We start from the raw sequence: 24,287 nt of genomic DNA, 5'->3' as shown, positions 1-24,287 counted from the left end.
CTCGCCGCCGCAGCGATTCTCGTACCGGCCGTCTTCCGCCTCAGCCGCGGGAGGCGGCCGGTGGCGTTGGACGCCCCCTAAGGACAAGGTGCATTCCCCACACCAGCATCACAGTGTTCGTTATCATAGTGATGGGTTGTTCTACGCAATGGAGGGGAGGGCAGATGGCTGCGATATCCACGGCCGCCCGTGTCCCCGAGTCTGCTCAGCCTGTTGGCGACGCGCTTCCTCCCCGGCGCAGGCGCCGCACCCCCGTGTGGGCCTCACAGCGCGTCCTCAAGGCGACGATGGCGATCACCGGCACGATCATGGCCCTGTTCGTCGTGGTCCACATGGTCGGCAACCTCAAGGTTCTCGCGGGCCCGCACGCCTTCAACGGCTACGCCGCCTGGCTGCGGCAGGTCGCCTACCCGCTCCTGCCGCACGAGGGGCTCCTGTGGGCGATGCGCCTGGCCCTGGGGGCCTGCGTCGTGGCGCACATGGCTGCGGGAATCGCGCTGTGGCGCCGGGCGAGGAGCGCTCGCGGGGCCTTCCGGCGCCGGGCCCTGCCCGCCCGCACCATCGGAGCCCGTTCCATGCTGGCGACCGGCGTCCTCATCGGGGTCTTCGTCCTCATCCACGTCCTCGACCTGACCATCGGCCGCCTCATCGCCCCTGAGAGCTTTCAGGCGCCGACGACGTCGAACGGCGAGCTGCAGGTCAGCGCCTACCACAACCTCGTGGCGAGCCTGTCGCGCCCCGGCATGGCGCTCTTCTACAGCCTGGTCATGCTGGCACTCTCCCTCCATCTGGCGCAGGGCCTGTGGAACGTGGTCATCGATCTGGGCGGCACCGGCCCCAGGCTGCGCAAGGCCTGCCGCGCCCTCGCCCTGGGCGTGGCCCTGGCCGTCGCCGTCGTCAACGGCCTGCTGCCGGTGCTCATCTGCACGGGGGTGATCGGATGAGCGCGAGTGTGCCGGGTGCCGTCGGCGGCCTGTACGACGTCGGCGAGAACCTGGATGCGCGCCTGCCGGACTGTCCGCCCGAGCAGGCCTGGGAGCGCCGGCGCGACGAGTACCGCCTGGTCAATCCCGCCAACCGCCGCAAGCTGACCGTCATCGTGGTGGGCACCGGACTGGCCGGCGCCGGGGCGGCCGCGACTCTAGGGCGCCTGGGTTACCGGGTGGAGTGCTTCAGCCTGCACGACGCCCCGCGGCGCGCCCACTCGGTGGCCGCGCAGGGTGGGATCAACGCCGCCCGGGCCCGCAAGGTCGACGGCGACTCCCTGGCGCGCTTCGTCAAGGACACCGTCAAGGGCGGGGACTATCGGGGGCGGGAGGCCGACGTCGTGCGCCTGGGGCTGGAGTCCGGCCGGGTCATCGATCACATGGAGGCGATCGGGGCGCCCTTCGCCCGCGAGTACGGCGGCCAGCTCGCCACCCGCTCCTTCGGCGGGGTGCAGGTCTCGCGCACCTACTACACGCGCGGGCAGACCGGTCAGCAGCTGGAGATCGCCTGCGCCCAGGCCCTCCAGGAGCAGGTCGCTGCCGGGAGCGTCCGCATGCACACCCGCACCGAGATGCTCGACCTCATCGTGGCCGACTCCCGCGCGCAGGGCATCGTCACCCGGGACCTGCTCTCCGGCGAGGTACAGGCCCACACCGCGCACGCCGTCGTGCTGGCCACCGGCGGCTACGGCAGCGTCTACCACTACTCGACTCTGGCCATGGCCTCCAATGCCACCGCCACCTGGCGCGCCCACCGGCGTGGGGCGGCCTTCGCCTCGGCCTGCATGGTGCAGTTCCATCCCACGGCGCTGCCGGTGAGCTCCCACTGGCAGTCCAAGACGACGCTCATGAGCGAGTCGCTGCGCAACGACGGACGCATCTGGGTGCCCGTGCGCCCCGGGGATGAGCGGCCCCCGAACGAGATCCCCGAGGACGAGCGCGACTACTACCTGGAGCGCAAGTACCCGGCCTTCGGCAACCTCACCCCGCGCGACGTGGCCTCGCGCAACGCCCGCGAGCAGATCGAGTCCGGCCGCGGCGTCGGGCCGCTGCGCAACTCGGTCTACCTCGACTTCCGCGACGCGCTGGAGCGGCTGGGCAAGGAGACCATCGCCTCGCGCTACGGCAACCTGTTCGAGATGTATCTCGATGCCACCGGGGAGGACCCTTACGAGGTGCCCATGCGCATCGCCCCGGGAGCCCACTTCACGATGGGAGGGCTGTGGGTGGACTTCGACCAGATGTCCACCATTCCGGGACTGTTCGTGGGCGGGGAGGCATCGAACAACTACCACGGCGCCAACCGTCTGGGGGCGAACTCGCTGCTGAGCGCCAGCGTGGACGGCTGGTTCGTGCTTCCGCTGGCCGTGCCGAACTACCTGGCCGGGCTGGTGGGCAGTAGGCCCCTGAGCCCCGACGCGCCGGAGGCGCTTCAGGCCGTGGCGGATACCCGCGCGCGCATTGAGGCGCTCATGGCGGTGGGCGGGACCCACCGTCCGGTGTGGTTCCATCGCCGGCTGGGTGAGATCCTCTACGCCGGCTGCGGGGTCAGCCGCTCCGAGGCGGGGCTGCTGCGCGCTTTGGAGGAGGTGCGCGCCCTGCGCGAGGAGTTCTGGGCCGATGTCACCGTGGTCGGTGGCCAGGCGCGCCTCAACCAGGAGCTGGAGAAGGCGCTGAGGGTCGCCGACTTCCTGGAGCTGGCCGAGGTCATGATCCTTGACGCCCTGGACCGGCGCGAGTCCGCCGGCGCCCACTTCCGCGAGGAGTACGCGACCCAGGGCGGCGAGGCTCAGCGCAATGACGAGACCTGGTGCTCGGTATCGGCCTGGCAGACCGGGGACGACGGCGGGCACACGCGCCGCACGGAGCCGCTGAGCTTCTCGCTGGTGCCCATGCAGGTGAGGGACTACCGATGAGGATCGAGCTGGAGATCTGGCGGCAGGACGGGCCGCGGGCGCGGGGCTTCTTCGAGAGCCACGTGGTGGAGGACGCCGAGCCCCAGATGAGTCTGCTGGAGCTGCTCGACCGCCTCAACGACCAGATCATCGAGGCCAGCGGCGAACCGGTGGTCTTCGAGTCGGACTGCCGGGAGGGGGTGTGCGGGGCCTGCGGCTTCCTCGTCAACGGGGTGCCACACGGGCCGCTGGACACGACCCCGGCCTGCCGTCAGCACCTGCGGGCCTTCCCCGGGGTCACGCGCTTCCGGTTGGAGCCGTGGAGGTCGGCGGCCTTCCCGGTCATCCGGGACCTGGTGGTGGACCGCACGGCACTCGATGAGCTCATCCGGGCGGGCGGAACCGTGGACGTGGCCGCGGGGACCGCGCCGGATGCCGACGACGTCGCCCAGGGGCACCTGCAGGCGGAGCGGGCACTGGACTTCGCCGCCTGCATCGGCTGCGGGGCTTGCGTGGCGGCTTGCCCGAACGGGGCGGCGGCGCTCTTCGCGGGGGCGAAGCTGGCGCACCTGTCGCTCATGCCGCAGGGGCGTATCGAACGAGGCCGTCGAGCCCGGGCGATGACGCGGGAGCTCGATGCGCTCTTCGGGCCGTGCTCTGAGTTCGGCGAGTGCCTGCCGGCGTGCCCGGCGGGTATCCCGATCGAGGCGATCGCGCTGCTCAACCGGGAGGTGCTGCGCGCCGGTCTGCGCGGGGCGACCCACGACGACTAGGGCCCGTTGCACAAGTAGGGACGCATCCGCGAGTTCGTACCTTAGGTCGCGCGTTCGTACCCTTTACCCCTCGAACGCGCGACCCAAGGTACGACCGCGACGTCGACGACCGGGGAGAAGCGGGGCTCAGGACTCGGGCTTGTGGGCGACGAGGGCGATGCCGACCATGTCCTTCTCGTAGCGCTTGAAAGTGGCTGCCATCTCCTGGACGCGCTGGCGCAGCGCCTTGTCGGCGGCGACGTTGCGGGCGATTCGCAGGAAGCCGCCCACCCCCTCGTCGCGGATGTTGCGGCCAACCTTGAGCAGGGCCATGGGGGCGGTGTCGACCCAGTCGACGACGAGTCCGGCGCCCTCCATGAGCTCCTTCCAGGCGGCCGCCGTCATGGGGCGGGCGTTGACGTGGATGGAGCGGGCCAGGTCACGGCGCAGCTGGGTGTAGTAGTCCTCGTCGATGTCGTCGGGGGTGACGCCGAGCTCGTGGATGGCGTAGCGCCCTCCGGGGCGCAGGACGCGGGCGGCCTCGGCGACGATAGCGGCCTTGCCCTTGTCCCCCTGCATGGTGAGCATGGCCTCGCCGACGACGACGTCGGCGCTGGCCTCATCCAGGCCGGTGTCGGCGGCCTCGCCCTGGCGGACGGTGCCGAGGTCCCCGACGACGGCGGCCACTCGCCGGGCGGCGTCGGGGTCGCGGTCGATGGCCGTGTAGGAGGCGGGGTGGGCCTTGATGATCTCGGCGGCGGTGCGCCCCAGGCCCGGGGCGAGCTCGACGACGTCGGCGCCCGCCAGGCCGGCATGGCTGAGCATGGCAGCGGACAGGGCGGCCCCACCGGGGCGCAGAACGCGCTTGCCGGCGCGAGCCAGGACCCAGTGGCCGGGAGCGGAGGCGATGGGACGGTCGGCGTGAGGCAGCGGAAGGTCAGCGGAGGCGGTGGAGGCAGCAAACTTCTTGCTCATAAGGCGAGCCTAACCTCTTCGGAGTGGAGGTCGATAGGGCGTCTGCCGGAGCAGGACAGGCAAATCGGCGGCGGATGCTCGTGGGTGCTGCCAACCCCACCATCGATGGCGGGCTCGTTATCGCAGTAGAGCATGAGTGGACGTACGGACCGAGTTGGGCGCCACCCTACGAGACCAGAGGGCTGAAAGCGCTCCGAGACGACCCAATGGGGGCGGAGACCATTCTCGAAATCTCCGCCGTCTTCACCGATTCATGGGAGCTGCCCACGTGGTTTCAGTGGAAGTACGGGGACGTCTCGCTACGTCGGCGGCTCTATGACGCAAGGAGGACTCCCGCGGAGCTCACGAGCCTCTTCGCCGACTACGCCAAGAGCCACGACTGGACGAAGAATCCCAGACCGTCCACACCCGAGTCATGGATCGGCCACCACGGCGGGACGGAGCCGACTGACGGCATGCCCCTCACTGTCGCCCCAATATCGGGCAGCGCGAGACTGACCCGCTCAACGGCTCGATTGTTGTCGGACTTGGATACGCCTGAGACAACGCCATCCCCTCCCCGTCAAGCGAGAGCCTCTCATCGTAGCGGCACACATGGCGACGAACCTCCACGGCAAAACCCCCTCAGTAACACTGACTAACCTCAGTGCGCCAACCCACACAACTACCCTAATGGATTCATAAAATCGCCATATGACTACGACAGTCTCAGATCCCCACACCCCTGCATCAGAATCCACAGTTCCCTCCTCACGCCTGTCTCGCCGCAAGCTATTGATTCGCATTGGCTGCGGGACTCTTGCTGGCGGCCTGACCGTCGGAGGCGGACTCACCTGGGCCTTCGGCCCCGGAGGACCCCTCTCACATGAGGCGAGACAACTGGGGGCACTCAAAAACGACCCAATGGGACACGAGACCATTCTCGGAGTGAAAGCTGTCCAAACAGAAGAGTCAGAGCTTCCAGGTTGGACGACCTGGAAGTACCCAGGAGTTCATCTCGAACGATGGTTCCAAGATCCATCAAAACCTGCCGAGCAACTCAGGGACGAGTTCATAGACTACGCAAAGTCTCACGGATGGGAAGAAGAAACCCGCATCACCACCCCTACGGCGTGGATTGCCCAACACGCACACCGAAAACCCGACGACTACATGGAGCTATATATTGGATTCAAAGGAAGAGAACCATCCAAAAACGGGAAAGTTCTAGTCGCCATCGACTACACCTTAGCCGTCGATCCAGACTCAGCTGCGTAACTATTCCCGCAACACTTCGCAGCCGAGACGAAAGGTATTACCGCGCGCAACGGGGAACCCGACACAGCGAGAGTGCCTCCGCCCCTCGGATCGTCTGAAGCCACCCGGCCGCACCTTATACGCTCCAGTTTCCCGCACCTCAGAAAATAATCCGTTACGATAATTACCCCCATAATGAGCCCGAACGCTACCACAACTAAAACAGAAGAGCACCATTCCAAGTTAAGGATGCATAAAAGCATGCCTTCAAATGATGCCCAGGAAACACTGACAAGCATCAGCATGCAAAAATGCACACCTAACGCACGGGCGTTATAGAATTGTGACATGAATACGGCAGCCCCACACCCCAGTACCAACCCCGCAGAGCACACCGAACCACCCCCACGCCCATCTCGACGAAAATTGCTAACAACAATCGGATGCAGCACACTTGCAGGAGGCCTTACTATCGGGGGTGGCCTTACCTGGGCATATGGCCCAGGAGGCCCCCTGTCATATGAGGCGAGACGACTGAGGGCCCTCAAGAACGACCCGATGGGAAAAAAGAAAATCCTCGGCCACGAGGCTATTTATACCAACGACTCCCCACTTCCAAAATGGTTTGAATATAAGTATCCAGGACTTCGCCTGAGACGGTGGTTCAGAGATGAAAGCATTGACCCAAAAGAACTCATGAATCAGTTTATTGCTTACGCTGAACATCACGGATGGGAGAATGATCCAGGGCCAACCATCCCAGCCTCATGGGTCGGAAGACATGGAGGTACGCGACCCATTGATGACATGTTTCTCGCAGTATATCTTTCCTCCAACGACCCCACCCCCCCACCCAATGCAGGCAATAATAGTATTGCCATACTATTATGCTATGTCTAGATACCTAAAGTGACCTCCACAATGGCACGTCCACTGAGTTGGCGAAGGTTTAGATCACCACCCCAGGGGGGGCGCCCCCATCAAGGATACACAGAAGCATAGTGTCGAAGATCGAAAGGAAACCGAAGTGAATCGCCCTTCACAACATGACAAGCCAAACGTTGCACACTACATGAAACAGTTAACTTTCATCATTCTAGTCACATTACTACTATTCAACCAGGAACTTCCCTTACCTACCACTCTTCCAACCGCCTCTGCCGCGATCACAACCAACGTTCCCCTCAGAGTAGCCCTACTCGGAGACTCTTATTCTGCCGGGAATGGCGCAGGACACTACTACGGCGATGACAAGACAGCCTACAGAAGTTCTCGCAATTGGGCGCACAACTACGTGAACTGGCTTAACGATCAGGGAGCTCACGCAATATTAAATAATATTGCACATAGCGGCAACGTTTCGGACGACGTCCTAGGTGCCCAAATGAAAAAATTGGACTCTAACACAAATTTAGTGATGTTCACTATCGGTGGCAACGATGTCAATTTTTCCGATATTGTTTCGCAGTGTTTCATGATTGGAATGAGAGACCCTGCCACTTGCCGTCAGAAAATCGATGGCGCTAACTCTAAGCTACCACGGGTGAAGAAGCAAACTCTTGACATTCTTCAGGCAATTGATGATCGCTTAGACGACAACGCCCAGGTGGTCATCGTAGGCTACCCTCGACTATCATCCAAGGATAATTTTACCCTCAGGGACAGCCACGCATTATGGACAGATTCATACAATGCCGGCGCGGCAGTCAGAAAACTCGGTGACGACGCAAAGGTCATTCAATCAGACCTTGTTTCTGAATGGAATAGCTCACACCCAAGCCTGAAGGTAACCTACGTAGATGGCGTCATCAACTCATTCAATGGACATGAACCAGACCCATCATTCCCTGTCGTCAATCATCACCGCTGGATTAATGAGTTCTTTGAGACAGAGGGGCAGGAAGACCAAAATGGAAACACGCACGCCAAGACAAGCGGGGACCCGAATGAATTCTACCACCCCAATCTCATCGGACACGAAGAGATAGCAAAACTCATAGAGACCAAAATCGGGGTCCCATCCATCAAGAGCCCCAAAAGCAATGGAGAGGATATCGATATCGCGTTCGTTGTAGACTCTACGGGCTCGATGGACAGTAATGTCGAGGCAGTTCGATCGAAGATTCATTCGATAGCGGAAGAAACAAGCAAGAAGGCGCTGTCTTATCGATTCGCACTCGTAGACTACAAAGACCACCCTCAGTACAACCCAAAGAACTACCTAGCCCGGACCGACGTCGATTTCACGTCCGACATACCTACATTGGATGCAGGGCTGAGTTCTCTAACCTACGAGGGAGGGAATCTCGGCAATACTAACGCCAGCGTTTACAGCGGCGTCATGCAGGCCGTCAACATGAAGTGGCACAATGGGGTCAAGAAGATCGTCGTTGTCATCGGTGACGCGCCTCCACGCGACCCCGAGCCGGGCACTGGTTACACCGCCGCCTCCGTCGCCAAGGCCGCCTACGAAGTAGACCCGGTCAGTGTCTACGGTATTGATACCGGAGACCTCAACTCCACCAGCTTCCAGACGCTGGTCACCTCCAGCACGGGCACGACCGCCAACGCCTCCTCGCCCGATCAGGTCAGCGACCTCGTCAACAAGGCCATCAGCAGCGAGCTCAACAAGCCCTTCGCCTGGATCCAGGGCCCCTATGTCGCCAAGGTCGGAGATCCTGTCGACATCGATGCCGCAGCCTCCCACGCAGTCTCTGGCTCCCTGACCTCCTATGAGTGGGACTTCAACGGTGACGGCGTCTACGACGAGACCGGAACCTCCCCGCGCATCACCCATACCTTCAGCCAGGAGTTCAGCGGCGTCATCGGCCTACGCGTCACTCAATCCGACGGGCAGACCGCCGTCGCCACCACCCAGGTCGATATCACCGATGACGGCGACAACACGCCACGCGACCAAGACAACTGCCCCGACGTCAGTAACTGGGGTCAGACCGACTACGACAACGACGGGGTCGGAGACGAGTGCGACCCCGACCCCGGCTTCCCCACCCAGGACAAGCCCGGTGTCTGCGTCGTCGGCGAGAACTGCCCACCCGACAGCGGAACGCCCAGCACCCAGCCAACACCCGCACCGAGTGGAGGCTCGACGCCCACTCCGGCCGTCGCAACAGCACCCACCCAGACGCCCACGGCCTCTCCGACAACTACTGCTTCAAAGCGCCCCCTCCCCAACACAGGGATCAACGCGAGCAGGTTGACGGCCCTGGCGATCCTCGGGCTACTCACCGGCGCAGCAGTTCTCCACTACCGCCGCAAGGTCACCTCATAGCCGGTGATACCCGGGCATGACCCGGCTTGTCGATCACAGTGTTGGGGCCGTTCCTCTCCGGAGCGGCCCCAACGCTTGTCACGCTACGGTGTCCACATGGACCAGCACATCACTCCCGCCATCCGGTGCAACGGCACCGCCGATGAGGCGACCCGGTTCTACGCCGACGCCTTCCGTGAGGGCTCCGTCGTCGAGCAGGTGCCCGGGTACGCGTCCACGGTCAGCATCCATGGCTTCCGCCTCTCGCTCATCAACGGCGGTGACCAGGACGCCCCGAACCCGTCGATCAGCTGCATCCTGAACTTCGACCCGCTCCTGTTCGGCGGCGAAGACCAGGCCCGGACCTACCTCGATGAGCTCTACGAGCGTCTGTCCACCGGCGGTGTGCTCATGGAGCTGGGCGAGTACCCCTTCTCGCCGCGCTACGCCTGGGTCCGCGACCGCTTCGGCATGACCTGGCAGCTCATGCTCACCGACCCGGCCGGCGAGCCGCGCCCCTTCATCCTGCCCTCCTTCATGTTCGGCGGCCCCAACCACGCCAACGCCGAGGAGGCCACCGAGGCCTGGATCGCCCTGTTCGACGACGCCCGCCGCGGGGCCCTGCGTCGCTACGGGGAGGCCGGGCCAATGGAGGCGGGGGTCGTCATGTTCACCGACTTCACGCTGCGCGGCACCTGGATGGCGGCCATGGACTCGGGGGCCTCCCAGGACCTCACCTTCACTCGCGGGGTCTCCATGATCGTCTCCTGCCGGGACCAGGAGGAGATCGACCGCTACTGGGCGGGGCTGTCGGCCGTGCCCGAGGCCGAGCACTGCGGCTGGTGCATCGACCGCTGGGGCGTGTCCTGGCAGGTCGTCCCCCACAACATCGCCGAGCTCATGGCCGACGCCGCCACGCGCGAGAAGCTCCTGCACATGGGCAAGATCGACCTGACCGGCCTGTAGGCCGCAGAGCTCATCATGACGGTCTCGACGACGTTCAGGCAGACATTTCGTATTACACTTGTCGCATGGAATCCATTAATGGCGTGCCAGTCACCGACGAGATGATCCAGGAGTGGGCTGACGAAGCGGAACGTGGATACGACGTCGACGTGCTGAAGAAGCGAGGACGCCGCCCCATCGGGGATGGTGCGGCGCGGGTCGTCCCAGTCCGCATGGACGACAGTTTGGTAGCCGCGGTCGACCAGCGCGCTGAGAAGGACGGCACCAGCCGCTCCGAGATCATTCGCTCGGCCGTACGAGCCTTCGTCGCGTGATCGACTGACGCCCACCAGACCAGGGGCCCACCTCACCTCTGCAACAGGCATCCTGATTCGATGGAGCGCAAGGCAGCCCCTCGTGATGTGGTCGAGTACTGCCCGGGGTGGCCTTCGTGTCGACCGGAGATCCCCTGTTCACCCTCGGCGACAGCCGCCCGATCTACGAGCAACTGGTGGCACCCCACAAGCGGATGATCGACAACGTACTTCTGCGTCGGGGACGTACTTCTCCCCCAAACCACTGCGGGCGGACCTCAGAGGTTTGGGGGAGAACGCAGTCGTCGTCGGGAATGTACGTTCCCGAACCGCACCGCCCGGCCCCAGACAACCGGCCACAGACAATCAGCCCTGGGCAACCGGCGTGGCCCGTGAACCTCAGACCCTGGTGACTCAGACCCTGGTGACGCGGTCGAGGCTGGGGACTCCGGCGCGGGTGTCCGGGTACTGGCCGTCGTCGTGCTTGCGGCGGTGCATGGCCACGTAGTGGCGCTCGGTGGAACCGTCGTAAACCTGTCGGGGCCGCCCGATGCGCTTGGCGGGATCGGCGATCATCTCGCGGTACTGGGCGATCCAGCCCGGCAGGCGCCCCAGGGCGAACAGGGGTGTGAACATCTTCGTGGGGAAGCCCATCGCCTGGTAGATGAGGCCGGTGTAGAAGTCGACGTTCGGATAGAGGCTGCGCGAGACGAAGTACTCGTCGCGCAGCGCGGTCTCCTCCAGCTCCATGGCGATCTCGAGCTTGCGGTCGCCGTCGTCGGAGCCCAGGCGGGTCAGGACATCGTGGGCGGTCTCCTTGACGATGGCGGCGCGCGGGTCGTAGTTCTTGTAGACCCGGTGGCCGAAGCCCATGAGCCGCACTCCGTCCTCTTTGTCCTTGACCTTGCGGACGAACTCGGCCGTGCTCATCCCCGAGCTCTGGATGGTGTCCAGCATCCGCAGGACGGCCTCGTTGGCGCCGCCGTGCAGCGGCCCGGACAGGGCGCCCACGCCCGCAGCCACGGAGGCGTACATGTTGGCGTCGGCTGAGCCCACGAGGCGCACGGTGGAGGTCGAGCAGTTCTGCTCGTGGTCGGCATGCAGGATGAGCAGCATGTCCAGGGCCCGCACCACGGCCGGGTCGATGTCGTAGGACTGGAAGGGCATGCCGAAGGTCAGGCGGATGAAGTCCTCGACGTAGGAGCGCTGCGGGTCGGGGTAGAGCAGCGGCAGTCCGATGGCGCGCCGGGCGATGTAGCTGATCATCGTGGGCATCTTGGCCAGTAGCAGCACGGTGGCGAGCTCGCGCTCGTAGGGGTCGTGCGGGTCGAGGGTGTCCTCGTAGTAGGTGGCCAGGCCCGCGATCCCGGCCTGGAGGATCGCCATCGGGTGGCCCGAGGAGGGGAAGGAGGTGAAGAAGCCACGGAAGTCCTCGTGCAGGAGCCGGTGGCGCGAGATGCGCCGCTCCATGCGCGCAAAGGACTCACGGTCGGGCAGCTCGCCGTTGATGAGGAGGTAGGCGACCTCCAGGAAGGTCGAGGACTTGGCCAGCTCCTCGATCGGGTAGCCGCGGTAGCGCAGAATCCCGGCCGCGCCGTCGATGTAGGTGATCTGCGAGGTGCACGACGCCGTGTTGGTGAAGCCCGGGTCGAGCGTCACCACGCCGGTGGAGCCCAGCAGCTTGGACACGCCCAGGCCGTCGGCACCGTCGGTCGCCGGGGTGCGCGGCAGCTCAAGCTCATGGCCGTCAACGGCCAGCAGGCCAGGACCGCCGACGGCGCTGGGCCGGCTCTGATCGGGCTGCTCGTCCGCGGCGGTGGTGGGGGTGCTCGTCATCATGCCTCCTGGGGGCTCGGGGCCGCACGCATCGCGACGGCGAGACCTGGGCCCACGGGGTTCCGGCGGGCCCAACGACCACTGTACGGGGTGTGTCGTCACGGCGTCGTTTCATGGACTCATCGCGGGCCACCGGATCGGCCGATCAGCCCGGATCAGCCCGCCGGGGGCAGCAGCCGGATACCCACCCGGGCTTGATAAACTTATCAAGCCAGTCGCTCATTGATAAACTTATCATCATGAGGACTCCTCTTGACTCGCCGTTCAGCCCAGGATCAGACACGGTGCCCCTGGTGTGGGCGGGGCGCATCGAGCACCTCAGCGACTGGCGCGACGCTCTTCGCCCGCGCCGCGCCGCAGGCATCCACGAGCGCGGCCGCACCATCCTGGGGGAAGCCGGCTCCGGAAAATCCGCGTTGGTGCGTCGGATCGCGAGTGAGGCCTTGGATGCGGGCGACTGGGTCACGCCACAGCTGCGTATCCCGTCAGGGAGCGACCCCATCAAGCGAGTCGCCTCGGCTCTACTGACCCTCGCCGACACGGCGGGTCTGCCAGCAGCCAGGGAGCAGCGCATCGGCGACCTGCTGCGCCGCGTTGAGTCCGTGGCCGCTTCCGGCATCTCCCTGTCCGTGCGAGCCCAGGACGGTCCCGAGCCGTATTCCGCCCTGACCGATCTGCTCATTGAGATCGGCCGTGCGGCCACCAAGCGCCATGCCGTGGTGATGATCCACATCGACGAGGTCCAGAACATCACTGATGAGCACGCGCGCTCCCAGCTGCTCATCGCCCTGGGTGACGCACTCACTCACGAGGAGCCCACGCCCCTTCCCGGCGGCCTGAGCGTTGGCTCGGCGCTTCCTATCGCCGTCTACCTGACCGGGCTGCCCGAGTTCGCGGACATGGCCGGAGCCCGATCCGGTGCCACCTTCGCGCGTCGTTTCCAGACCACCACGCTGGAGACCATCGACGACGACGACCTTCTGACCGCACTCCACCCCTTCATCAGCCAGGGGTGGCCTATCACCACCGCCGACGGCGGCACAGACCGGATCTTCATGGAGCCCGACGCCCAACGCGCCATCATCGAGCTCTCCTGCGGCGAGCCGTTCCTCTTCCAACTCGCCGGGCAGTGCGCCTGGCACGCCAGCACCGACAGCATCATCACCGCCGAACACGTCCGCACCGGATGGAGCAGGCAGGCGGTCCACGAGGCGGAGGCGCATGTGCAGCGCATTCTCGACCGGCTCCCACCGCGCGAGAGGGAGTTCGTCGAGGCAATGGCCGAGCTCGCACCCGAGGAGCGTTCTCTGACGAACATCGCCAACCGGCTCGGGCACAAGAGGGCCACGGACGCAGGCCCCACCGCGCAGCGGCTCGACCTGACCCGCAGGATCATCCGGCGCGGTAGGCCCTACCGATTCCAGCACCGCGCCGTCGGGGCCTATCTCACTTCCGAGTGGCCCGAGGTGGGCTGACCGGGACCGGCCGGCCTCAGCCGGCGAAGAGGGCGGCGGCCTCGGGCGAGCGCAGGCGCGCGGCGGCGGCGGCCACTCGCTCGTCGGTGTCGGTCAGGCTCATCCTCACCCGCCCGGCCCCAGCCTGACCGTAGAAGTCGCCGGGGGCCACGACGATCCCCAGCTCGGCGAAGGCCCCCACGAGCTCGTAGGCGCTCATCGACTCGGGCCCCCGGAGCCACAGGTACAGGCCGGCCACGGAGGCCGGGTCGTTGACGAGCCCGGCGGCGGCGGTCGCCTCAACGAGGACCTCGCGGCGCTCCCGGTAGACCTCCTTCTGCACCTCCATGTGCGCCTCGTCGCCGAGGGCGGCCACGAGGGCCGCCTGCACCGGAGTCGGCATGAGCATGCCGGTGTGCTTGCGCACCTCGGTGACGGCGCCCACGAGCCGCGCGTCACCGGCGAGGAAGGCCGCCCGGTAGCCGGCCAGGTTGGACTGCTTGGACAGGGAGTACAGGGCGAGCAGGCCGCTTCGGCCCTCCACTCCCCCGACCCGGGGGTCCAGGAGGCTCGGGATCGGTTGGGTGTCCCACGGCGCCTCCCAGCCGAGCTCGGCGTAGCACTCGTCGGAGATGACGACGGCGCCCCGTGCCCGGGCCCAGGCGACGATCCGGGCCATCTGCTCGACGCTCAGGACGTGCCCGTCGGGGTTGCCGGGGCTGTTGAGCCAGACGACGGCCACGGGCGCGTCCTCGGTGATGCCCCAGGTGGCGGGGTCGGCGTCGGTGTCCACCGGGACCGGGGTGGCTCCCACGAGGCGGGCGCCGACGTCGTAGGTGGGGTAGGCGGCACGCGGGTGCAGAACGAGGTCGCCGGGACACACCCCCAGGTGCAGGGGCAGGAGGGCCACGGACTCCTTGGAGCCGATGGTGGGGATGACCTCGTCATCGCCCAGGCCGGCCACGCCCCGACGTCTCTCCATCCACTCGGCGATGGCGGCACGCACCACGGGGGCACCGACCGCCGTCGGGTAGCCGGGGGCGTTGGCGGCCGAGAACAGGGCGTTGCGGGCGATCTCGGGGGTGGGGTCGACGGGCGTGCCCACCGCGAGGTCAACGACGCCGTCCGGGTGCTGGGCGGCCCGCTCCCGGTAGGGGGTCAGCGAGTCCCAGGGGAAGTCGGGCAGGGCGAGTCGGCGGGGCAGGTGGAGGCTGGAGGCGGTCTCAGGTGTCGCGCTGGTGGTCACGGGCCCTGATTCTTCCTCACGGGCCAGGGGCGTCTCCACCCCCGGCCCGTCGGCTCAGTAGCCGTTGGCCTCTTTCCACTCCTCGTTCTGCGGGGGCAGGGCGGCGATCATGGGGTCGTCGTAGTCCAGCGCGCCGGTCCTCTGGGCGCCGCCGGGCGAGCCGAGTCCCTTGAGCTCGAAGAAGTCGATGTTGGCGCGGGTGTAGTCCTCCCACTCCTCGGGAACATCGTCCTCGTAGAAGATCGCCTCGGTGGGGCAGACGGGCTCGCAAGCGCCGCAGTCGACGCACTCGTCGGCGTTGATGTAGAGGCTGCGTTCACCCTCGTAGATGCAGTCGACGGGACACTCGTCGACGCAGGCACGGTCCTTGACGTCGACGCAGGGCTGGGCAATGACGTACGTCATGGCAGCAGTGTCCTTTCTTCTCAGGGGAATCCGCCCGCGCGGGTGAGCGGGGTCGGGCCAAGTATGGTCCCCCAGTGCCCGTCGGCCCAAGAGGTGAGACAGTGGCCGTCAGCACGCCAAAAACTCAGGGTTGCCACACCGCGATTACGTCACTGCCGCGGCGCGAATGTCACAGGTAGCACCGATGTCGGAGAACCGTGAAGCGCTGAGGAATACTGGCCCGTCCGCGAACCGCCCGCCCCGGTCAGGAGCAGACGATGTCGTTGTCGGCGGCGTACTGGGTGGTGAGCACGTCGTCGGGCAGGGCCTTGCCCTCGTGCTTGCGGGTACGGGTGACGGTGATGTCGAAGCCGGGGTTGCCGCCCGAGTAGGGCTCGCAGCCAGGACCGGACTTGCGCTCCGTGGACACCGGGCGGAAGTTGAACCGGTCCGAGGAGGTGATCGACACGTCGTAGTACTTCGTGGACCACATCCGCACGTGGATCTGCTCCCCGTCCAGCCAGGCCTGAACCAGTACCGCGTGGGACGTGGAGTTCGTGAACTTCACATCGAGCTTGCCGGTCCACAAGGTGGCCTCGCGCCCGGCCGGGTAGCGGTCGAAGTAGTACTGGTGGGCGTGGTGCTCGGTGTCGTCCATGCCGGCCTCGAAGCCGGCGTTGAAGACGGTGGTGGCCACCTGGCTCAGCCCGCCGCCCAGGGAGTCCACGTGCTGCCCGTTGGAGATGACTCCGGCGTCGGCGAAGCCGTGCTCGTAGTCGACCTCACCGAGGGTCTTCTCCAGGGAGAAGACCTCGCCGGGCTTGACGACCGTGCCGTTGACGAGCTCGGCCCCGCGGGTGAGGTTCTGGGTGCGAGGCGCGTCCCCGGCGTTGTACGGGGTGGCGAACTCGCCGATCATCTCGCTGATGCCCCACTCGTTCTGCGGCGTCGTCACCGTCGGCTCGGCCACGACCATCGGCAGGGTCACGGTCCGGCCGGCGGCGTCGGTGGCGGTGGTGCCGGCCTTGAGCAGGCTTGCGGACAGGGCCGCGGTGTCAATGACCTTGCCCTGGGCGGCGGGGACGTACTGGGGGCGTGCACCCGGGGCACCGGTGGCGGAGCCGTCGATCTTCCAGGTCGCGTTCTGGGCGGGGGTCTCGACCTGGCCGACCCTGGCGACGACGCCGTCACGCAGTGCGGTCGGGTCGAAAGTGGCGCTCAAGTTACCGCCCTCGGAGGAGATCTTCAGCATCTCGGCGGTGTCCTGCGGTGAGAAGGCCGCCGCCGCGCCGGGGCTCTTGCTCTGCGGGTCGGCAGCCGCCGTGTTCACGGTCAGTCCGCTGGAGAGCAGCGGCGTGAGCGTGCCGTTCACGAACGTGGAGGCCTCCTCGTCGGTGATGGCGGGGATCGCAGTGCCCTCAGCCATGGCCAGGGTCTTCTTCCCCAGGGGCCAGGTGCCGCCGATCTGCTTGAGAGAGGCCTCGACGTCGAGTCCGATGCCGTTGCTCGCGGGCGTGATGACCGGCTTGGTGCCCTCCAGGGTCACGGTCGCCGAGACCGCACCGTTGGCCATCGCATCGACCCTGTCCTCCAGGGCGCCGCGCAGCGCGGTGGAATCGACCCGGATGACGGCGTCGGTGTGCTGGCCGCCGAGGCGCTGAGCCAGGGTGAGGGGGTTGAGGGTGAATCCGGTGAGCTTCTTGACCGAGGCGTCGGTGTCGACCGAGATACCCGACTTGGCGGGCACGAGCTCGGAGCTGCCCTGCCCGACGGTGAGGGTGACGGGCTGGGCGAGCTGGTCGCCGATGCCCTTGCCGATACGCTCGTGGGCCTTCTTGGGGCTCAGGCCGGAGACATCGACGCCGGAGACGGTGGTGCCCGAGGCGATGTGCTGGGTGGTCCACCAGGCGATGCCACCCCAGGCCAGCAGCAGGGCCGCGGCCCCGGCGGCGCAGGCGGCGGGGATGAGGCGCCGACGGCGAGAGGCGCCCGACCCGGTTGCCCCGCCGTTGGTCTTCTTCGCGATGCTCTGGGCCTTGACGGGCTTGTGCGCCTTCTTGGCCGCGGCCAGGGTCCCGGGGACGGCAGCGGCAGCGTCGTCCCCCACCGGATCGGCTTCGCCCTTAGTGGGCTCAGCGGCTCGGGCGGCGTCGACGGCGGGAGTGGTCTGCTCGGGCGCCGAAGGCGATGCCCCGGACAGGCTCTTCGGTGTGATCGACGGCGGCATGTCGCCGGAGTCGGGGCTCCATGCGGTGCCCCGCCGGTTCTCGGCAGCCGCATCGGCGCCGGCCGACTCATAGGGCGAGAGGGCCTCGGCAGGGGTGGCGACCTCGTCGACGACGCGCGTCGATGCGGGCGTCGCCAACGGTTCGGCGGCTTCAACCGCAGCCGGCTCGGACGTGGCCGGCTCGGAAACGGCCGGCTCGACGAACTCGTCGTCAGGGGCGGAGGTCTCGTCTGTGCCCTGCTCAGCGACCTCGCGGATGTCCTGGGCGGCGGGCGCCTTCTCCTCAGGCTGCTCGACGACGGCCGGAGCCGCCTCAGTCTGCTCAACCTGCTCGGCCTGCTCGACGGACTCGGCTGTCGCGACAGGCGCAGCGGACTCAGCCGCCTCGTCCTGAACGTCCTGGGACTCGCCGTCGAGGTTGAGAGTCGGGGTGCCATCGGCGTCCCCGCCCTCAGCGGAGTCGCCCTCGGCCGCCCCAGCCTCAGGCCGCTCGACGGCCGGAACCTCCTCGGCCTGCTCGACGGACTCGGCCGGCTCGGCCACCTCCGCGGGCTTCACGGCCTCGACAGCCTCAGCGGCCTCCTGAGGCTGGTGGGCCTCGGCGCCGGGCTCCTCGTCCGGATCATCCTGGGACTCCTCATCGAGGTTGAGGGTCGGGGTGTCATCGGCGTCCCCGCCCTTGGCGGAGTCGCCCTCGGCCGCCCTCATCTCAGGCTGCTCGGCGGCCAGAGCCTCCACGGCCTCCTCAGCCTCCACAGCCTTCTCGACCGGCTCAACGGACTCGGCCGGTGCAGCAGTCTCAACGGGCTCGACGGCGTCGGCTGCGGCCTCGGGGGCGGCGGGCTTCTCCCCACGGTTGACGGACTGGCTCATGGGCGGCGGTTCCTCTCAGACCTCGGCACGACGACGACGGGCGTTCTCGCGGAAACGCTCCTGGGAGTTGAGGATAACCTTGCGGATGCGCACGGCCTCCGGGGTGACCTCGACGCACTCGTCGTCGGCGGCGAACTCGAGGGCCTCCTCCAGGGTGAGGCGACGCGGCGGCACGAGGGCCTCGAAGGTGTCCGCCGTCGAGGAGCGCATGTTGGTCTGCTGCTTCTCACGGACCACGTTGACGTCCATGTCCTCGCCGCGGGGGTTCTCCCCCACGACCTGCCCCTCATAGGTCTCCTGGGTGGGCTCAACGAAGAAGCTGCCGCGGTCCTGCAGGCGGATGAGCGCGTAAGCGGTCACGGCCCCGGCGCGGTCGGAGACGAGGGAGCCTGTGGTGCGCGAGACGATCTTGCCGGCCCAGGGGGCGTAGCCCTCAGCGATGGAGGAGGCGATGCCAGTGCCGCGGGTCTCGGTGAGGAACTGGGTGCGGAAGCCGATGAGGCCACGGGCCGGCACGAGGAACTCCATGCGGATCCAGCCGGTGCCATGGTTGGTCATGGTCTCCATCTGGCCCTTGCGGGCGGCCATGAGCTGGGTGACGGCGCCCAGGTACTCCTCGGGGACATCGATGGTCATGCGCTCGATGGGCTCGTGGTGCTTGCCGTCGATGGTGCGGGTGACCACCTGGGGCTTGCCGACGGTCAGCTCGAATCCCTCGCGGCGCATCTGCTCCACGAGGATCGCCAGCGCCAGCTCGCCGCGCCCCTGCACCTCCCAGGCGTCGGGTCGGGAGGTGGGCAGGACCCGCAGGGACACGTTGCCGATGAGCTCGCGGTCCAGGCGGTCCTTGACCTGACGGGCGGTGACCTTGGCGCCCTTGGTGCGCCCGGCCATCGGGGAGGTGTTGATGCCGATGGTCATGGCGATGGCCGGGTCGTCCACGGTGATGAGCGGCAGGGGCCGCGGGTCCTCGGGGTCCACGAGGGACTCGCCGATGGTGATGTCCTCGATCCCGGCGACGGCGACGATGTCGCCGGCGTGCGCCTCTTCGGCGGGCTTGCGATCCAGCCCCTCGGTGACGAGGAGCTCGGAGACGCGGGCGGAGGACAGGGAGCCATCGTGGCGAGCCCAGGCCACCGTCTGCCCCTTGCGCAGGGTGCCGTTGTGGATGCGCAGCAGCGCCAGGCGGCCCAGGAAGGGTGAGGCGTCCAGGTTGGTGACGTGGGCCTGCAGGGGGGCGCCCTCCTCGTAGGAGGGGCCGGGGATCCGTTCGATGATGGTGCGGAAGAGCGGCTCGAGGTTCTCGTTGGCCGGCAGCTCGCCGTCGGCCGGGGCCTCGGTGTCGGCGCGGCGGGCCTTGGCGGAGGCGTAGATGACGGGCACGTCCAGGACGGCGTCGAGGTCGATGTCGGGGTGCTCGTCGGCCAGGTCGCTGGCCAGGGACAGCAGCAGGTCAGTGGACTCGGAGACGACCTCGTCGAGCCGGGAGTCGGGGCGGTCCACCTTGTTGACCACGAGGATGACCGGCAGGTTCGCGGCCAGGGCCTTGCGCAGCACGAAGCGGGTCTGGGGCAGGGGTCCCTCGGAGGCGTCAACGAGGAGGACGACGCCATCGACCATGGACAGCCCGCGCTCGACCTCGCCGCCGAAGTCGGCGTGGCCGGGGGTGTCGATGACGTTGATGACGATGCCCTCGGGGCAGCCGGCATCCGCAGCGGAGGGGCCCGAGTAATGGACCGCCGTGTTCTTGGCGAGGATCGTGATGCCCTTCTCGCGCTCCAGCTCGCCGGAGTCCATGACGCGCTCACCTGTAGTCTCCTCGGTGGCCCGGGCCCCGAAGGCCCCCGCCTCCCAAAGCATGGCGTCGACAAGAGTGGTCTTGCCGTGGTCGACGTGGGCGACAATGGCGACGTTGCGCAGATCCTGGCGCACGCTCATAGGGGGCACTTCTTCCGGTGGGAGGACGCCGCGGGCCAGGCACCGCTCAGGCACCGACCACAGGGCACGAAACAGAGAAAGACTAGAGGACACCGGTCGCGACCTGCCATGGCCGGGCCAACACCCGACATGTGCCGCCCCTCACCTCAACCATTCAGGCACCGGCAGCTTCAACCCCCTGCGGAACTGCGAACCACGAGCTGACGGTCACTCCGCAGCCGATTCGACGTCCTCCACCTCCGGAGAAACGGCATACGCCCACAGGCAACCGAGCAGCACCACGACACATACCCCAGCGGCCACCAGCACACCCGCCCCCTGCCCCAGCCACACCGCAAGAGCAGGAACAGCCACATACCCAAGCGGAGCGACACCATCCCCGGCGAGGTAGTCCAAGGCGAACACAGAGGGCAGTGCGTCACGCTCAACTCGAGACTGAAGAAACGTCTCCCAAGCCACACTCGTCGACGCAATCACAGCACTTGACACGAAGAGGGACACAGCGACCAGCCACAGAGGCGCACCGAGCACCACGCTGACCGGAACCGGAACGAAGCTGAGAAGCGCAACCAGGCACAGCACTGGGCGCGACAAGCGGGATGGCAGACGAACCAAGGACCCCACGATCCCACCGACCGCAAACAGGGACTCGCTGACACCGATGAACCATAACGCCTGATACTCATCGCGCAGCACGACGGGGCATAGCGTCATGTAACTTCCCCACACAGTAAAGTGCCACACCCCGGAGCCGACCAGCACAACGAGAACACCTCGGGAACGTGCAGCGGCCCGCAGGCCCCGCTTCAGCGCAGTCACACGATCCGCACCACCCGTTCTACGCCCCTTCGGCAGGCGGCTCTGCGACAGCAGGCACACGAGCATCAGCAGGGATACCAGCCACCAAGCATCTGAAACACCTCGCCATGACTGCACCAGCGCAATAACTCCAGGGCCGGCGACCGCGCACAGGCCAGCGACGACAGCCCTGGCAGAATTCATCCGATCCAGCAGATCCGACCGCACCAGGTCTGCGACATAGGACCCCATCGTTGGATACATGATCGATGCGACAAACTCCAAGGCGAACGACACAGTGACGTACACGCCGAGGCCAACCGAGCCGGCACGACTCAGTATCGCGATCCCACCACAGATCACGATCCATGCGGCCGCCGCACCGCCGAACATGGTCTTGGGGCTGACGTGGACCAGCATCTGCGGAGCCAACAACGCACCCAAGATGCCCGGCAGCGCACCCACGCCGAGAACCAGCCCGACACCGGAGGCACTGTAACCCTCCGATGCGACAGCTATCGCGAGCAATACGGGAACTGCCGAGTTCGCCAGGACATACAGGCCTCGCGACACGAGAAACTCAACGACGTGGTCCTCCACCAACAGCTTCATTCGACTACCCCTCCCGCCGCACTCCCCGTGCGTGCTCGTCCGTCTCGCCGTCCATCGGAGCAGTGGTAGGTCATCTCACAGCAGCACGGTCACGGCCGCGAGCGCGACGGCGAGCAGTCCGGCGGCGGCGACGACCGGGCGGTTGAGGCTGCTGCTCACGCCGGCGGCCGCGCCGGGCGCCGCATCGTCCGCGGCCTGAGCAGGAAGGCTGCACACCTGCTCGGCGTAGGCCTCAATGAGCGCCCCGGCGTCACCGGTGTCGAGGTTGGTGCGGTAGGTCCCCTCCCCCACCAGGTACTCCGGGCGCACCGCCGGGGCCGGTTCGGTGGCCCGCAGGCCGTCGCGCCGCTCCTGCTGCTCGCGCAGCTCCTGGCGGCGCCGGAAGGACTCGGCCATGCCGCCGCGGCGGGGAGCGGCCGAGGCCCGCACCTCGACGTCGTCGCGGGTGACGACCGACAGCCCCCAGCGGGTGCGGCACATCTCGACCTCGCCCCAGTCCAGCACGTGGGTGCGCCAGGCGTTGCGGATGGTGAGAGCCTGCGGGGTCAGGGTGATCTGCGGGGCCCACCACAGCAGCCAGGTGAGGAAGGTGAGCAGCCCCGCCCAGGCCAGGGTGCGCAGCCCGTGGGCGGCGCCGTCGGCCAGGCCGATCGTCAGGGACATCCCCGCCGAGGCCAGGCCGATGAGGGCGGTGCCGAGGCGGGCCGGCAGGGAGCGGATGACGACGGTCGGCATGACAGGGGGCACAGTGGTGGTCATGGTGGTGGGCACGTCTTCTTGCACGGGCGCATCATGCCGCACACGCTCACGTCCGTCGTCATCCGGTCCGGTTGCGGGCACCGGCTCAGCTCTTGACGTAGCCGATGCGCTCGGGCCGGAAGGAGGCCAGTCCCTGGGCGCCGAAGTTGCGCAGCGTCTTGGGCACGGCCGTCAGCTGCATGCGCTGGTAGATCGGGATGCTGAAGACGTTCTCCCACAGAATCTTGTCGAGCTCGTTGGCGAGCTTGTTGCGCTCGGCGCCATCGGGGGTCGAGCCGATCTTGGCGACGTACTGGTCGACCTCGGGGACGGACAGCCCGGTGTAGTTGGACTGGCTGGTCGAGGCGTAGTACTGGCCCACGTTGGCCAGGGGGTACTGGGTCTTCTCGGAGGTGAAGGCCGTCAGCGCGTAGTTCTTCTTGTTGATGTACTCCGGGAAGTACTTATCGATCTCGACGGTGGAGACACTGAGCTTGATGCCGACCTCGCCCAGCTGCTTCTGAAGGAGGTTGGCCTCGTTGGTTGCCACCGGGGCATTGGAGGGGATGGTCATCACCAGCTCGAGCTTCGTGCCGTCCTTGGCGCGCACGCCGTCGGATCCGGCCACCCAGCCGGCGCCGTCGAGCAGCTTCTTGGCGGCCTCGACGTCGTGGCCCCAGCTGGTGGAGTTGTCCTGGTAGCCCTCCTGGACGGGCAGGAAGAAGCGGTTGCCCAGGAGGGTCTTCTTGGCGTCCACGGGCAGGCCCGCCAGGTCGGAGGCCGCAATGGCCTCGCGGTCGCAGGCCCGGACAATGGCCTGGCGCACGGCCTTGTCCGCCAGAGGGCCGGAAGAGGCGTTGAACATGATGTGACGCCACTGCAGGCCGGTGTTCTGGCGGACCTCGGCGTCATCGCGACCGCTGGCCTGCTGGTAGACGTCGGCGGAGAAGATGTAGTCCAGGACGTCGATCTCCTTGTTGGCGAAGGCCTGCCCCAAGGCCGAGTCGTCCAGGACGTGCAGGGTGACGGTCTCGAGCTTGGGGGTGGCGCCCCACCACTTGTCGTTGCGCTCCAGGGTGATGACCTGCTTGGACTCGTCGTAGCTCTTGATCTTGAAGGGGCCGGCGAAGTAGTCGTTGTTGAACTTGGTGGCGCCGGCCATCGACTCCTTGAAGGTCTTGGCGTCGGCCATGAGCTCCCTGGGGCTGATGCCGGCCAGGGGGTAGGACCAGTCGGGGTAGATCGAGTTGAAGGTGACCTTGGCGGTCTGCTTGTCCACGATCTCGACCTTCTCGACCTTCTCGAGCCCCTCGACGGTGGCCCAGGAGTAGCTGGGGTCCTTGACATGGTCGAAGAACACCTTGATGTCCTCGGAGTCCCACTTGCGCCCGTTGCCCCAGGTGGCCTTCTCGTTGACGGCCACGGTGACCACGGTCTTGCCGCCGACCTCCGCGGCCTCGAGCTTGGTGAGGAAGTCGGGGTTCGGCGTCGCCTTGCCGTCCGCGGCCCAGTCGACGGTGAAGGGGGAGACGAACTTCATGACCAGCCACACGTCGACAATGTTGCCGTCCACGGTCAAGGCGTTCCAGTTCGCCGGCGCCGAGCCGATGCCGAAGCGCAGAGTGCCCCCGTCCTGGAGCTCGTCGGGGGCGGCGGTGGGCACACCTGCGGTGGAGCCCGAGGAGCCGGAGCCGTTCTTGGCGCAGGCCGCCAGGGCGGTCAGGACGGCCGCGGAGGTCGTCGTGGCGAGGAACATGCGACGGTTGAGCTTCATGGGATTCTCCGTTCACTAAGGGCGCCGTCGTCG

Annotated in this window: 17 protein-coding genes; 8 read left to right on the top strand and 9 right to left on the bottom strand. The window is 66.8% G+C overall.

All coding sequences use genetic code 11. The features are described from left to right. Positions 1-164 precede the first annotated feature (164 nt). The 3 genes from AXE84_RS07220 to AXE84_RS07210 are packed head-to-tail and all read left to right on the top strand — an operon-like array spanning position 165 to position 3,654. Positions 165-944, top strand: coding sequence for a succinate dehydrogenase cytochrome b subunit (locus AXE84_RS07220; protein ID WP_081093114.1), 780 nt, complete (start codon positions 165-167; stop codon positions 942-944). Then, complete coding sequence (locus AXE84_RS07215; RefSeq protein WP_060957392.1) at positions 941-2,902, top strand: fumarate reductase/succinate dehydrogenase flavoprotein subunit; 1,962 nt, start codon at positions 941-943, stop codon at positions 2,900-2,902. The genes AXE84_RS07220 and AXE84_RS07215 overlap by 4 nt, the downstream gene beginning before the upstream one ends. Next, positions 2,899-3,654, top strand: a complete 756-nt coding sequence (locus AXE84_RS07210; RefSeq protein WP_060957391.1) for a succinate dehydrogenase/fumarate reductase iron-sulfur subunit — start codon at positions 2,899-2,901, stop codon at positions 3,652-3,654. The genes AXE84_RS07215 and AXE84_RS07210 overlap by 4 nt, the downstream gene beginning before the upstream one ends. 126 nt (positions 3,655-3,780) lie before the next feature. Here the strand turns inward: AXE84_RS07210 and AXE84_RS07205 are convergent, their stop codons facing one another. Then, a complete protein-coding gene (locus AXE84_RS07205) occupies positions 3,781-4,608 on the bottom strand; it encodes a class I SAM-dependent methyltransferase (RefSeq protein WP_060957390.1) in 828 nt (275 codons plus the stop codon). Between the two features lie 693 nt (positions 4,609-5,301). On the opposite strand from AXE84_RS07205, the gene AXE84_RS12915 reads away from it, so the two are divergent. From AXE84_RS12915 to AXE84_RS07190, 4 genes are all read left to right on the top strand, one after another. Continuing rightward, on the top strand, positions 5,302-5,865 hold the full coding sequence (locus AXE84_RS12915; RefSeq protein WP_141676014.1) for a hypothetical protein: 564 nt from the start codon (positions 5,302-5,304) through the stop codon (positions 5,863-5,865). Between the two features lie 1,522 nt (positions 5,866-7,387). Further along, entirely contained in the window at positions 7,388-9,136 is a 1,749-nt protein-coding gene (locus AXE84_RS07200) for a VWA domain-containing protein (RefSeq protein WP_335339252.1), read from the top strand. A gap of 96 nt (positions 9,137-9,232) precedes the next feature. After that, positions 9,233-10,081, top strand: a complete 849-nt coding sequence (locus AXE84_RS07195) for a VOC family protein (RefSeq protein WP_060957388.1) — start codon at positions 9,233-9,235, stop codon at positions 10,079-10,081. Between the two features lie 65 nt (positions 10,082-10,146). Further along, positions 10,147-10,395 (top strand): ribbon-helix-helix domain-containing protein, encoded by a 249-nt coding sequence (locus AXE84_RS07190; RefSeq protein WP_060957387.1) that lies wholly within the window; start codon positions 10,147-10,149, stop codon positions 10,393-10,395. Positions 10,396-10,788: 393 nt separating this feature from the next. Here the strand turns inward: AXE84_RS07190 and AXE84_RS07185 are convergent, their stop codons facing one another. Next, positions 10,789-12,210 carry a citrate synthase gene (locus AXE84_RS07185; RefSeq protein ID WP_081093191.1) on the bottom strand — a complete coding sequence of 474 codons (1,422 nt, stop codon included), beginning with the start codon at positions 12,208-12,210 and terminating at the stop codon, positions 10,789-10,791. Between the two features lie 239 nt (positions 12,211-12,449). Here AXE84_RS07185 and AXE84_RS07180 point away from each other — a divergent pair, with 239 nt between their 5' ends. After that, positions 12,450-13,685 carry an ATP-binding protein gene (locus AXE84_RS07180; protein ID WP_060957386.1) on the top strand — a complete coding sequence of 412 codons (1,236 nt, stop codon included), beginning with the start codon at positions 12,450-12,452 and terminating at the stop codon, positions 13,683-13,685. 16 nt (positions 13,686-13,701) lie between these two features. Here AXE84_RS07180 and dapC read toward each other — a convergent pair whose 3' ends face one another. The 7 genes from dapC to AXE84_RS07145 form a co-directional block, all read right to left on the bottom strand. Next, complete coding sequence (dapC, locus tag AXE84_RS07175; protein WP_060957385.1) at positions 13,702-14,910, bottom strand: succinyldiaminopimelate transaminase; 1,209 nt, start codon at positions 14,908-14,910, stop codon at positions 13,702-13,704. 54 nt (positions 14,911-14,964) lie between these two features. Beyond that, positions 14,965-15,315 (bottom strand): ferredoxin, encoded by a 351-nt coding sequence (fdxA, locus tag AXE84_RS07170; protein ID WP_009394099.1) that lies wholly within the window; start codon positions 15,313-15,315, stop codon positions 14,965-14,967. A gap of 244 nt (positions 15,316-15,559) precedes the next feature. Beyond that, positions 15,560-18,394 carry a VanW family protein gene (locus AXE84_RS07165; RefSeq protein WP_060957384.1) on the bottom strand — a complete coding sequence of 945 codons (2,835 nt, stop codon included), beginning with the start codon at positions 18,392-18,394 and terminating at the stop codon, positions 15,560-15,562. 15 nt (positions 18,395-18,409) lie between these two features. After that, positions 18,410-20,332, bottom strand: a complete 1,923-nt coding sequence (typA, locus tag AXE84_RS07160; protein WP_060957383.1) for a translational GTPase TypA — start codon at positions 20,330-20,332, stop codon at positions 18,410-18,412. A 207-nt stretch (positions 20,333-20,539) separates the two neighbouring features. Beyond that, the gene (locus tag AXE84_RS07155) at positions 20,540-21,742 is read right to left on the bottom strand and encodes an MFS transporter (RefSeq protein WP_060957382.1); all 1,203 of its coding nucleotides are present in this window, start codon (positions 21,740-21,742) and stop codon (positions 20,540-20,542) included. 75 nt (positions 21,743-21,817) lie between these two features. After that, positions 21,818-22,525: a PH domain-containing protein gene (locus AXE84_RS07150; RefSeq protein WP_081093111.1), complete on the bottom strand. Its 708-nt coding sequence runs from the start codon at positions 22,523-22,525 to the stop codon at positions 21,818-21,820. Positions 22,526-22,586: 61 nt separating this feature from the next. Next, the gene (locus AXE84_RS07145; protein ID WP_060957381.1) at positions 22,587-24,254 is read right to left on the bottom strand and encodes an ABC transporter family substrate-binding protein; all 1,668 of its coding nucleotides are present in this window, start codon (positions 24,252-24,254) and stop codon (positions 22,587-22,589) included. Positions 24,255-24,287 lie beyond the last annotated feature (33 nt).

The sequence above is a fragment of the Actinomyces oris genome (genome assembly GCF_001553935.1).
GTDB classification, from domain to species: domain Bacteria; phylum Actinomycetota; class Actinomycetes; order Actinomycetales; family Actinomycetaceae; genus Actinomyces; species Actinomyces oris_A.
The sequence above is the reverse complement of the archived record's forward strand: the minus strand, read 5'-3'. Positions and strand labels throughout refer to the sequence as shown.